At 38.0% G+C, this 12,300-nt stretch carries 10 protein-coding genes and 1 tRNA gene; 4 read left to right on the forward strand and 7 right to left on the reverse strand.

The features are described from left to right. Positions 1–5: 5 nt before the first annotated feature. Complete coding sequence (locus E0Y80_RS10275; protein WP_156307577.1) at positions 6–758, forward strand: 3-keto-disaccharide hydrolase; 753 nt, start codon at positions 6–8, stop codon at positions 756–758. Positions 759–782: 24 nt separating this feature from the next. After that, entirely contained in the window at positions 783–1,607 is an 825-nt protein-coding gene (locus E0Y80_RS10280; protein ID WP_156307578.1) for an N-acetylmuramoyl-L-alanine amidase, read from the forward strand. 42 nt (positions 1,608–1,649) lie between these two features. Here E0Y80_RS10280 and E0Y80_RS10285 read toward each other — a convergent pair whose 3' ends face one another. The 7 genes from E0Y80_RS10285 to E0Y80_RS10315 form a co-directional block, all read right to left on the reverse strand. Continuing rightward, complete coding sequence (locus E0Y80_RS10285; RefSeq protein ID WP_156307579.1) at positions 1,650–2,963, reverse strand: nicotinamide mononucleotide adenylyltransferase; 1,314 nt, start codon at positions 2,961–2,963, stop codon at positions 1,650–1,652. Positions 2,964–3,034: 71 nt separating this feature from the next. Beyond that, positions 3,035–3,577 carry an NUDIX hydrolase gene (locus tag E0Y80_RS10290; protein WP_156307580.1) on the reverse strand — a complete coding sequence of 181 codons (543 nt, stop codon included), beginning with the start codon at positions 3,575–3,577 and terminating at the stop codon, positions 3,035–3,037. Next, the gene (locus tag E0Y80_RS10295; protein WP_156307581.1) at positions 3,577–5,316 is read right to left on the reverse strand and encodes a phospho-sugar mutase; all 1,740 of its coding nucleotides are present in this window, start codon (positions 5,314–5,316) and stop codon (positions 3,577–3,579) included. Before E0Y80_RS10295 ends, E0Y80_RS10290 begins: the two co-directional genes overlap by 1 nt. Positions 5,317–5,352: 36 nt before the next feature. Beyond that, positions 5,353–5,892 (reverse strand): hypothetical protein, encoded by a 540-nt coding sequence (locus E0Y80_RS10300; RefSeq protein ID WP_156307582.1) that lies wholly within the window; start codon positions 5,890–5,892, stop codon positions 5,353–5,355. A gap of 113 nt (positions 5,893–6,005) precedes the next feature. Further along, on the reverse strand, positions 6,006–6,878 hold the full coding sequence (locus E0Y80_RS10305) for an SDR family oxidoreductase (RefSeq protein WP_156307583.1): 873 nt from the start codon (positions 6,876–6,878) through the stop codon (positions 6,006–6,008). Position 6,879: 1 nt separating this feature from the next. Further along, complete coding sequence (locus E0Y80_RS10310; protein WP_156307584.1) at positions 6,880–7,644, reverse strand: enoyl-CoA hydratase/isomerase family protein; 765 nt, start codon at positions 7,642–7,644, stop codon at positions 6,880–6,882. A 150-nt stretch (positions 7,645–7,794) separates the two neighbouring features. Next, positions 7,795–10,461 carry a TonB-dependent receptor plug domain-containing protein gene (locus E0Y80_RS10315; RefSeq protein WP_156307585.1) on the reverse strand — a complete coding sequence of 889 codons (2,667 nt, stop codon included), beginning with the start codon at positions 10,459–10,461 and terminating at the stop codon, positions 7,795–7,797. 105 nt (positions 10,462–10,566) lie between these two features. Here E0Y80_RS10315 and purD point away from each other — a divergent pair, with 105 nt between their 5' ends. Further along, positions 10,567–11,841, forward strand: a complete 1,275-nt coding sequence (gene purD / locus E0Y80_RS10320) for a phosphoribosylamine--glycine ligase (protein ID WP_156307586.1) — start codon at positions 10,567–10,569, stop codon at positions 11,839–11,841. Between the two features lie 97 nt (positions 11,842–11,938). Continuing rightward, a tRNA-Glu gene (locus E0Y80_RS10325) sits at positions 11,939–12,013 on the forward strand. Positions 12,014–12,300: the final 287 nt, after the last annotated feature.

Below are 12,300 nucleotides of genomic sequence, written 5' to 3' on the forward strand. Positions count from 1 at the left end.
CGATCATGAAAACCTATTCTTTTTATCTTATTATATTTTATACCCTTGTTTTAGGTACTCAATTTGCTGAAGCACAGAAGAAGTTGTTTCAGTTTGGGGTTGAGAAGAGTTTTGACGAGTCCATATTGGGCAAGACAGCTAAAGGTAAACCCATTCAATGGTTTGATGTCAATACCTCTGATTCGACATGGAAGGCCAAAGGCAATTTATTGCAGAACAGTGGAAATCCTATTGGAGTTGTTCGATCAGAAAAGATGTATGAAAATTTCATTATGCATGTTGAGTGGAGGCATTTGGAGAAGGGGGGCAATTCAGGTGTTTTTGTATGGTGCGATGCGAAGGCAGATCCAAACTCAAGGCTTCCGATGGGTATGGAGGTTCAAATGCTTGAATTAGAATGGGTGAATATACATGCGGTGGATGGAAAGCAGCAGCCTATTGCCTATGTACATGGGGAATTATTTGGGGCCGGCGGGATGACGGCATCGCCAGATAATCCAAGAGGAGAAAGGAGCAAATCATTGGAGAACCGATGTTTGGGAGTTGGGGAGTGGAACAAATACACTGTGGTATGTATAGATGGAACTGTTAAGCTTGCCGTAAACGGTAAATTCGTAAACAGTATTCGATTAGCGTCAAAGCGAAAAGGTTATCTTTGTCTAGAAGCGGAAGGTGCGAAGATGGAGTTCCGTAATCTTCAGATTATCGAATTGGAACCAGGGATGGAACGTCCAGAGTTTGTAGTGGATGCTTTATAATGGTTTGACAAACGCAAAAAGGATATGATGATAAAGAAATATGCAATCTACTTTTCGATTGTAGCATTAATGGGTTCTTGTGCTGGAGGTAAATATGCCACAACCGAAAAGATCTATAAGAAAAAAGCAAAGGACTTTTCTGAAGTTTATAAAGAAGCACCTGTAAAAGGGCAGTTAGAAAAGATAAATTATAAGGATAAGGAGTGGATCGCTTCGACTAATTTTGGAGTTCGTAAGCCAAACTATGTGATGATTCACCATACAGCTCAGAAAGATCTTGATCAAACGGTAAAGACATTCCATAATGAAAAGGTTGGGGTAAGCTCACATTATGTTATAGGCAGGGATGGTAAGGTCGTTCAAATGGTAAATGACCTATATAGGGCTCATCATGCCGGTTTAGGTCGATGGGGAAACGATACAGACTTAAACTCTTCTTCCATAGGCATTGAACTTGACAATAATGGGATCAGTGATCCATGGCCTGAGGTTCAGATCAATGCATTAGTGCAGTTATTGTCTTATTTAAAAGAAACCTATAAGATTCCGCAGGCGAATTTTATTGGTCATATGGATTATGCACCAACTCGCAAGAATGACCCCTCAAGGTTTCCTTGGAAAATTTTGGCGGATAAGGGATTTGGTTATTGGTATGATGAGGTGTTAGAAGATCCACCTGTTGGTTTTGATCCTAAGATCGCGTTGAGAATTATCGGATATGATGTAAAGAATTTAGATGCTGCAATCAAGGGCTTTAAGCAACATTATACGCAGATGGATGTAAATAGCGCTTTATTGACCGAACATGATCTCAAGATATTATATTCGATTTTTAAGAAGTTTTTATAACATTTAAAAGGGACAAAATTATTTTTGCCCCTTTTTTTATTCTTAGACCGTTTTTACAAACTTCTCATCGTAGTTTTCAATGTCTACGATATATCGATTGTTAATTAAGAAGTCGAATAAAGGTTTGGCTTCTTCAGAAACAGGAAGGTTTTTCGTTGTAATGATGGTATCTGATTTCTTATCTAGATATGGGTAAGCGTAAAGCTTCACATTTTTGCTGAACATTCCGGAAATATAGCTAAGCAATTCGTTGGTATAGTTTTCCTTATTATAATTATCCGTATTAAAAATATTTTTCAAGTTCGCTGTGTTTGTTGCAATACCGACATGTTTAGGTTTGAATGTCTGCACAAATTCTGCAAGGTGATTATTCCTTCTAAAGTTAGAAACCAAGATGTTGTTTCCTGTGGAACATAAGTATTCGGCTCTTTCTGCAAAATAGATTAAATCTTCATCGGAGATGTTAATATTCTCATCAAGCACATTTCCCATTAATACCTCAATGAGTACAACCGTATCTTCCGGTACAGCCTTTGTGTTTTTTAGGAACTCTTCAACGGCAAGATTAAAGAGGTCAAAGTTAGGGTTTGACTTTTGACGGTATTTTGTACGAAGAATAATGATATTCTTCTTATACAGGTATTCTTTAATTTGTGCAGCCTTTCCATCTGGTTTGAAGATTGCTGCTTTGGAGAATCCTTTTGCGATAAGGTATAGATTCAGTAATCTTTCATTTGCCTTTTCGAATAAAGGACCAGAAACCTTAACTAAATCAATTTCAACAGAACCTACAGAGAGGTTGTCTACTAAAGATTCAATCATGGTCTGAGGGTTGTCAGAATAATAGTAAGCTGCAAATACAAGGTTAACACCTAATATTCCCAAAACTTTTGTTTGCAGCCTGTTATCGCTGTCCAATAAACGGACGTGGATGATGATATCATTAGTAGGACCATCGACTTCATGTTGGAATCTTATACCGATCCATCCGTGAGGTTCATTGGTTTTGGTAAAGTTTAAAGTAGTTACAGTATCGGCAAAAGCAAAGAATTTTTTACTGCAATATTTTTCCCCTTGCAGGCGTTCGGTTAAAAGACTATACTCATGGTCCAACATTTTGGTGAGCCTAGTTCTGCTCACGTATCGGCCAGATTCTTCAACGCCATAAATGGCGTCGCTGAATGCCATGTCATAGGCAGACATGGTCTTTGCAATAGTCCCCGATGCGGCCCCGGCTTCAAAGAAATTTCGAGCAACTTCCTGTCCTGCTCCAATTTCTGCGAATGTTCCGTAAATATCAGGGTTAAGGTTAATTTTAAGCGCTTTCCGCTTGGTTTCGTAAATTTCTCTTGCCATGCGGCAAAGGTACGAAAACGGCGTTAATTATTGTGTAAAGTTGGGGATATAAAGAATAAAGTTAGGCGAGACTAAAGCACGCCTAACTTTTTAAAGGTGTAGAATAGGGCAGAAGTATGTAATGCCTGCCCGATTTTATTCTCAAAAAGAAAATTCTTGGCCTCTTCTAAATCCATTAAAACAACTTCAATATCTTCAGAAGGATCTAATTCTTGTTCCTGAACTTTTTTGCCTCCAGTAAGCAAATAGGTATAGGTTATATTTCCCGATGTAGCAGGGTTTGCATAAAGCTCACATACATAGGTTATATCATCAAATGCATAGCCAGTCTCTTCCAATAGTTCGCGTCTAGCTGCGATTTCGGGTTCTTCATTTTCTTCAACAACTCCAGCGGGTAATTCAACCATAATCTGCCCGGCACCATGACGGTATTGTCGAACAAAAATCACCTGATTGTCTTCCGTTAATGCCACCATATTTACCCAGGTGGGGTATTCTAAAACATAATATTCATCTTTTATATTGCCATTGGGCATCTCTAGTTTATCTACACGTAGAGTTGCCCAAGGACGTTGAATAATATATTTAGAATCTAATATTTTCCATTTATTCATTAATCTTTCACTATATCGTTCATCATTTCCCTAACCTTATCGTCAAGGCGGTTTGAGATCTGTCCAAATTCAGAAGTAAATTCCAAATTTTCACGAACAGAGCAATAAAACTTAATTTTTGGCTCAGTTCCCGAGGGTCTAGCAGAAATTACATCACCGTCTTTCGTAATAAATTGTAATACATCCGATTTTGGCAGGTCAATTTTGGATTTCTTTCCTGATGCCATATCGGTAGCTTCGCTACTTTCATAGTCTCTAACCTCAACTACTTCAATTGTACCTAATGTTTTTGGAAGGTTTGCACGAAGGTCGGCCATCATTTGTTTAATTTCATCCGCACCGGCTTTGCCTTTTTTGGTTAAGGAAATCAATTTTTCTTTATAATAACCATAGTCAAGGTACAGCTTCAACAACACATCATACAAGGATTTTCCTTGGTTTTTAAAGTAAGCCGTCATTTCAGCAATAAAGGCACATGAATTAACCGCATCTTTATCTCTTACTAAATCTCCTACTAGGAAACCGTAACTCTCTTCACCTCCAACCAGGTAAGTTTCCTTGCCCACTAATTTAGTCATCACCTCGCCGATAAATTTAAAGCCAGTCAATGTCTCATAGCTCTTCACTCCATATGATTTTGCGATATCGGAGAATAGGTTGGATGTTACGATTGTTTTTACGATATATTGGTTTGGCTTTAATTGTCCTAAATCTTTTTTGCTAGATAGCACATAATAAGTTAATAAACTACCAATCTGGTTGCCATTTATTAATTGAAATTCACCTGAAGGCAATTTGATTGCGACACCCACACGGTCAGCATCCGGATCTGTTGCCATGACTACGTCAGCATCGATTTCCTGACCTTTCTGCATAGCTTTAGACATAGCTTCTTCTTCTTCCGGATTAGGGTAAACCACCGTAGGGAAGTTTCCGTCGGGTTTAGCTTGCTCTTCAACAACCTGAATATTCTTGAAACCCCATGCTTCCAGCATTTTTGGAACTATGGTAATCCCTGTTCCATGAATCGGGGAATAAACGATTTTTAGGTCATTCTGAGCTTTTACCGCTTCCGGATGAATGCTTAATTTTAAATTTGCATCGATATAAATCTGATCAAAATCCTCATCTACCAAGTGAATATTCTTTTCAACTCTATCAAATTTGATATCATTTACAGAAGTAATGGCATTGACTTCTGTGATTACATTTTCGTCGTGAGGAGCAACTAATTGTCCGCCATCATTCCAGTAAGCTTTATAGCCGTTGTATTCTTTGGGATTATGCGAAGCTGTCAGCATAACTCCACCTTGGCAATTGAAATAACGTACTGCAAATGAAAGCATTGGAGTAGGTCTTAATTCTTTGAATAGGTAGACCTGAAATCCGTTAGCCGAAAAAACATCGGCAACCAAATGACCAAATGATTGGGAATTATTTCTGCTATCATAGGAAACAGCAACCTTGATTTCCTGATTTGGGAATTGTTTGATGAGGTAATTAGCAAGACCTTGGGTCGCTTTTCCGATTGTATATTTATTCATTCGGTTAGATCCTACTCCCATGATCCCACGTAATCCACCAGTTCCGAATTCTAATTCCTTATAAAATGAATCAAGTAATTCGGTTTCCTCATTGTTGTCAACTAATGACTGAACTTTAGCGACCGTATCTTTGTCATATTCAGCAGAAAGCCATTGATTAATTCTTGCTTGTGTTTCTTTATCTAAAGTACCCATGTGGTTTGATTTAAGTCAGTGTATAAATTGTAATTATTAGGCGTCACAGTTTCCATAGGAACGGTCCAGTAGGGTGACATACCATGCTCCATCAAATTGTTTAACATGAAAAATTAAAAAGTGTTCGTCAGAAGGGTTTAAAATCACACGATAACTACCATCCTCCAGTACAGAAGCCTTGGTTTTAACGGTGTCATCATATTTTACCTCATTATATTCACCTTGATATTTCATAATGGTATCCAGCAAATGCGTAACACTAGTTGCGGTTGTATCACTTGAGAAGCCATATTTTGTCCATTTATCAGTATCACATAAAAATTCTGGAAGAGGTTCAAAGGTTAACATCTTATCGTTTTCAAATGTGACATAAGGATATGATTCAGGAACCGGAGATTTAAAATCAAAGCTATCGACAAGTATAAAATCGTCCATGACACCTGGGCGGTAGATAACGGCAAGCCCATGTTGTGGATGGATCAGCGCATTTACTTTTTCATTGTCTTGGCTTAGATAAGCACGAGCGAAACGAGTTATAACTTCTGAGATCTGTTGAATTTCCTCAGGTTTGTTCAATCTGGCGCGCGTTACAGTATCTTGTTGCGCGGAAGCGGATTTCTGTGAGTTATTACATGAGCCCAATAGCACAATAAATGCAATAAGGGCGATTCCGTAATTTTTAATCATGATTATTTATTGTTTTTCCGGATAGTTTGTTCAATACTGTCCCACATTTCAGCGGGGATAGCTTCCATTCCATTCATTTGGCCAGCACCTTGTAGCCATTCTCCACCGTCAATGCTAATGATTTCGCCATTAATATATCCTGCGAAGTCTGAAATTAAAAAAGCTGCTAAATTCGCTAATTCTTGATGTTCGCCTACACGTTTCAAAGGAACTCTATTTTTGAAGTCAAACTTTTTAGCCAGTTCACCAGGCAATAATCGATCCCAAGCACCTTTGGTTGGGAATGGTCCTGGAGCAATCGCATTATGTCTAATGCCATATTTCCCCCATTCCACTGCCAATGATTTTGTCAAAGTTACCACTCCGCCTTTAGCGACAGCAGAGGGTACCACGTAACCAGAGCCCGTAAAAGCATAGGTGGTCACAATATTCAAGACATTAGCGGGTTGTTTGTTCTCTATCCAATGTTTTCCAAATTCAAGGGTGCAATTGACCGTTCCTTTAAGCACGATGTCAATAATGGTTGAGAACGCATTTGCAGAAAGCCGCTCAGTAGGAGAAATAAAGTTTCCTGCAGCATTGTTCACTAAGACATCAACCCTTCCGAAAAGCTTCACGGCCTTTTCTCTCAAGAGCGTAATTTCTTCCGTATTTCGTATGTCACAAGCAACAGGAAGGACAGGGTTGCCGGTCTTTGCCTGTATTTCTTTGGCTGTTTCTTCGAGTACATCAAGCTTTCTGCTGCTGATGACAACATTCGCCCCTAACTCTGAAAAATAAGTTGACATGGCTTTACCAAGTCCAGTTCCTCCTCCAGTAACGACAACAGTTTTTCCTTTTAATGCATCCGTTTGTAATGCTCCTTGTACTGCCATATTATTTTTTAGTTAGATTGTCGATAATTGCTTTTAATATCGCTCGAGTAGATGGTGCCCACCAACGTTCCAAAACCTGTTCGATAGCAGGACCTTTAGTTTCCTGAATTTGCTTGATGATGTTTTTACGGATATTAATCTTTGAGGCTTTCCAAGCATTAGGCTCAAACTGAAGATATTGCTTAGCTTTTCTAGTAGCGGTATTTTGAATTCTATCAAAATTGACGACTTCGTCAATCAAACCGATGTTTAAGGCTTCTTGAGGGGTTAAGAGTTTACCTTCTAATAAGAATCGAGCTGCATTTCCAGAGCCTATCCAGAAGCTGTAAAGCTCGAAAATACTCGATGGAACGATAATTCCAACAGGAACTTCGTTTAATCCAATGATATATTCTCCAGCAGCCATAACCCGATAGTCAGAGCAAAGTGCAAGTACACAGCCTCCTGCCGGGCTATGTCCTGTTACAGCAGTAATAAATGGTTTAGGGAATGATGCCAGTTCTTCAATTAAATTGATGAATTTATCCCAAAACGTTCTCATTTGAGCTTCATCATATTGAAAGAGCGTGATAAGGTCTAATCCTGAGGTAAAGAAGCCCTCCTTACCTTGCAAAATCACCGCAAATATGGCGGGATCATCTTTTAAAGACTTAAAGGTGGCCGATATTTCTTCGATCATCTCTAAGTGCATCGCGTTTGATTTTCCTCTATCTAATTGGATATAGCAGATGTTCTCAGAAATTTGAGTATTTAAGAATGTACCCATGTAAGTTCCATTTGTTAAGTATCGAAATTTACGGAAAAATTAGTCTTATCAACAAAAAATTAGCGCATATCATAACAATTGTGGATATTATTTGATTGGATTAGACCATTCGAAGAAATCATGCTACCCCATAATCTGGGATATCCTTGTTTATTTAACTTCGAAGTTGACAATCTTCCTTAAGAGCCTGCCATTAAAGTCGAGCCCTTCAATAATCATCCTGTAGGTTCCGGCTTCATCCGAAGTGTAAAAGTTAAAGCTAGCTTTTCCTTTATTCGTTATAATTCCTGGTTCCCAATGTATTGTTGTTCTTAAATCATTTTGGAATTGATTTTCAGAACTTACCTCATAAGCAGGTTTATAAAATTCCTTTACTAATGAAATTCCTTTAGGGGCAATTGAAAGTATTCCGGTAGGTTGATATGCGGATGAGCGAGCATCACGACCTGTTTTGGAGGTGATAATGATTAAACCAGATGCGCCGTAGACACCATAGATAGCCGTATAGTTCACGTTTCTAAGAACTTCAACACTTTGTACATCCATTGGACTAATTGTGTTCAAAATATCAGCTTCCATGTACATCCCGTCCACAACCACTTGCATTGGACTATTTCCTCTTGTGCTGTGCGGAATACCATTAGAGAAATAAACACCAGTTAACCTACCGTTCAAACACATCTCAAGCGTTGCACAGGTGCTTAAGTCATCAGCAGTAATGACCTGATCCGCATTTCCTGGTCCATTTAGATTAGAAGAATTGGTAGAAGCTTTTGGTCTTTGTGCCCGGATGGTAACTTCCTGTATTTGAAAGACCTTATCCATAATCCCCTTCTTCTCCAGTTGATCATAAAACTTTTTATTCGCTAACAGCTGATCCTCATTTAACTTATTTATGTCGTTAAGGATTAGAGGAGCATTTTTATCAAAATTTATTAGAGGAGGTTCGGTAGGTGCATACAATATATCGACAAAATTTTTACCTTTTTCATTTCTGGCAGATAGAAGAAACTTGACACTGTCTGGAAAGATGAGGTTGTCAAATTCAAATTTTCCATTTTCATTGGAAATAGTATCAATAAAGTCCATGAAATTATTTGTGGAAATCAACTGAATTTTGGCATTAGGGACAGGCACTTTACGTCCCACCTTGTTGATTGCTCCAGAAATCTTAAGACCCTTTTCAGCGTTATATTGAGGAACTAAATCTGATATTGAATCTAGTTTACTGATTATTATTTTTCGCCAACCCTGGGTAAGAATTAAATTGTCAAGGTCTAATGCCTTAATTGTTCCATCCTGGTTAAAGTAATAACTTGGTTTTTCAATGAAACCCTTTAGGTCCGCATTCAGATATAAGGAACTTAAGATGCTAACGGCATCAGGAACATCGTCTTTATAGTTTTTTAAATTGACAATTGAGGCAGAAAGAATGGCCATATTCGTGCTGTCTTGGCTTCCATCTACTGCAATTTCTGTAGTTACCTTTTCCCTTGTTCCATAAGAGTCCTTATCTAGCTTAATATCTGCAGGTAGATAGCTTTTATTGTTAAAATTGAAGACAGGTCTTTCCGCAACTGCCTGAAAGTTCTTATTTAATAAAGTGACTGTCAAAAGGCCTGTAGGTAATTTGTCTTTAGGGACTGTAAATAGCACCGAGTTTTGGTTTGCTTTATTTTTAGCCAAATAAAAAATATTTCCTAAGTGCTGTAAGACCACATATAAATCTTGATCATTTATTCTTTCTTCACCGATATTTACCTGGATAAACAATTTATCAGGATTGCTGATATTAACGGCTAGGGATAATTTATCTGCGGTTATTTCTGGCAATTCTAAATTTGCGACTGAACCATCTTCAAAGGTTGCTTGAATATCATAATGTTCTCCTGCAGCTAGATAAACAGGTACAGATCCCATTCCCAGATCATTTGTGCTGACAGATGCTGCGGTGTCTTTTGTAGAAGTAAAAATTTGAATACGGGCTTTGGTTCCTAAACCTTTTGGATTTAGGGCCTTGAAGGCAATTCTATTAAGTTCATTTCCAACAATCTGGCCCCCTTCAGGGAAATATTGCAAACTGTTTTGTTTATTGAAGATATCGGTATTGATTAATTTCTTTACTGTGGATTGATCTACATTTCTGAAACGGATGGAAATTGGTTTTCCTTTTATCTTTTCAGTAACCTTTATTTTTATAGTTCCATCCGGCTGCATCGATTCCCTGCCCCTGTCAACTACCTTTTCACCTTCCAGAACCTCATATCCCACGGATGTTTTCGCCCAATCTTGATTCTCGGGGTTTTTAAAGTTTAGGAGATAATATTCATTGTTTCCCTCGGTTATCATTTGGCTGCTGCTGATGATATTATCCGAACGTAGATTACCAATGTTGAGAACTTTTTCAAAATAGTAGTCAGCACTACTGTTTCTCATCCAATTTGTATAGGCCCTCATTCTATAGGAACCTTCAACCAAAGTATCGGAGAGCGCGATATCACCAACGGAGATACCAGAAAACAGTGAATTTATTTTTTGACTGACTATTTCTCCTGTTGGACTGATTAGTTCGACATAAGCTATTCTGGATAAAATGGAGAGTTTATTTTCGATATCAATTGTAGTATAAGCTTTATACCAGATGGTTTCACCGGCACCATAATTATCTCTATCGGTCTGTATATGAATTTTTTCTTGGGGAAATTTATTTGCATACTGAGTCATTCTTTCTTGAAATACATCAGTAGTTTGAGCAGATAAACGAAAAAATACACTGAATACACAGAGAAGACCTAAGAGGACGGTGAGTTTCTTCATAATTAAGCTGGCTAATTCTTTATAATTATACGAAAATTTCGAGGGAAAGTTTGTAAATTATTTTTTTGGGAGCGGATTTCTCATCTGCTTCAATATCTTTGCGGTATGAATATTCTAATCATCGGCTCTGGAGGTAGAGAGTCTGCCTTTGCCTATAAGATCTCACAAAGCCCAAAATTAAGCAAATTATATATCGCACCAGGGAATGCTGGTACAGAACAGTATGGTGAAAATGTAGCATTAAAAGTTACGGATTTCGAAGGAATCGCTGATTTTGCGTTAAAAAATAATGTAGAAATTATTGTTGTAGGTCCGGAAGAGCCATTAGTAAAGGGTATTCATGATTTTTTCCTTTCGAGGGAAGATTTAAAAGGAATCGCAGTTATTGGTCCACAACAAGAAGGGGCACAATTAGAAGGTTCTAAAGATTTTTCGAAGGAATTTATGATCCGTCATGATATTCCTACAGCTGCGTTTAAGTCATTCAACAAATCAAATTTGGAGGAAGGATTAGCGTATTTAGATACTCAAAATCTTCCTATTGTCTTGAAAGCTGATGGTTTGGCGCAAGGAAAAGGAGTCTTAATCCTTGAGTCCTATGATGAAGCAAAAGCGGAACTCAAGGCGATGATCAGCGACTCCAAGTTTGGGGCAGCAAGTGATGTGGTTGTGGTTGAAGAGTTTTTAAAAGGAATTGAATTGTCTGTTTTCGTATTGACAGATGGTGAAAATTATAAAGTTTTGCCTTCGGCAAAAGACTATAAACGGATTGGTGAAGGTGATACAGGATTGAATACAGGTGGTATGGGATCTGTCTCTCCAGTTCCATTTGCAGATCAAGCGTTCTTAGATAAGGTAGAAAGCCGTATTATCAAACCTACAGTTGATGGTTTGAAGAAAGATGGGATTCCTTACAAAGGCTTTATTTTTATCGGATTAATGAATGTGGGCGGTGATCCTTATGTTATTGAGTATAATGTTCGCATGGGAGATCCAGAAACAGAGTCGGTATTGGTGCGTATTGAATCAGATTTAGTGGATCTATTAGAAGGTGTTGCGAAGGTTGATTTGGATAAACGTTCATATACTGTAACGGATAAGACTGCTGCTACTGTTGTTATTGTTTCAGGAGGATACCCTGGAAACTACGAAACAGGTAAGGTGATATCAAATATGGAAAACGTTAAGGAGTCTATTGTTTTTCATGCGGGGACTAAACAGGATGGGATAAATGTATTGACTGCTGGTGGACGTGTACTTGCAGTAACTGCATTGGAAGATGATTTATTCTCAGCATTGCAACAGGCAACCGCTGATGCAGGACGTATATTTTTCGAAGGAAAATACTTCAGAACAGATATAGGATTTGATTTAATATAAAAATATTGATTTCAAAGCCAATGAGTTATATTTTTGCCGGTGAAAATATTTTGGAAGAATAGATAAAGCTTCTATATTTGCATCACCAAAGCAAAATGGCCCGTTCGTCTAGGGGTTAGGACGCAAGATTTTCATTCTTGAAACAGGGGTTCGATTCCCCTACGGGCTACCACATCGAAGATCAAAACATACAAAAGCTTGCAAATTGAACGTTTGCAGGCTTTTTTATTTTTAAGGCAGGTCAAAATGTTCAGAAATTCGCAAACTTTTAGTGACTCATTCGGTGAGTCATTAAATTTGATTGAAGTACTCACTGAAATGCATTCAAATCACTGATTCAGGATCATGTACAAAAGTTGTGGAGGGGATAAAAAATAATTAGATATTTGTGCTTTGAACTTATATAGAGATGCACGATTCATTTAAAGCTTTAATGCCGCTTATCATTCCTGAAGGAGT

Origin of the sequence: Sphingobacterium endophyticum, assembly GCF_009733535.1 — a bacterium.
Taxonomy (GTDB): domain Bacteria; phylum Bacteroidota; class Bacteroidia; order Sphingobacteriales; family Sphingobacteriaceae; genus Sphingobacterium; species Sphingobacterium endophyticum.

What these genes read in the sequence shown, in the direction of transcription:
- purD (WP_156307586.1), top strand. Translation starts at nt 10,567, where the DNA reads ATGAATATTCTAATCATCGGCTCTGGAGGTAGAGAGTCTGCCTTTGCC.
- E0Y80_RS10310 (WP_156307584.1), bottom strand. Translation starts at nt 7,644, where the DNA reads ATGGGTACATTCTTAAATACTCAAATTTCTGAGAACATCTGCTATATC.
- E0Y80_RS10315 (WP_156307585.1), bottom strand. Translation starts at nt 10,461, where the DNA reads ATGAAGAAACTCACCGTCCTCTTAGGTCTTCTCTGTGTATTCAGTGTA.
- E0Y80_RS10305 (WP_156307583.1), bottom strand. Translation starts at nt 6,878, where the DNA reads ATGGCAGTACAAGGAGCATTACAAACGGATGCATTAAAAGGAAAAACT.
- E0Y80_RS10295 (WP_156307581.1), bottom strand. Translation starts at nt 5,316, where the DNA reads ATGGGTACTTTAGATAAAGAAACACAAGCAAGAATTAATCAATGGCTT.
- E0Y80_RS10280 (WP_156307578.1), top strand. Translation starts at nt 783, where the DNA reads ATGATGATAAAGAAATATGCAATCTACTTTTCGATTGTAGCATTAATG.
- E0Y80_RS10275 (WP_156307577.1), top strand. Translation starts at nt 6, where the DNA reads ATGAAAACCTATTCTTTTTATCTTATTATATTTTATACCCTTGTTTTA.
- E0Y80_RS10285 (WP_156307579.1), bottom strand. Translation starts at nt 2,963, where the DNA reads ATGGCAAGAGAAATTTACGAAACCAAGCGGAAAGCGCTTAAAATTAAC.
- E0Y80_RS10290 (WP_156307580.1), bottom strand. Translation starts at nt 3,577, where the DNA reads ATGAATAAATGGAAAATATTAGATTCTAAATATATTATTCAACGTCCT.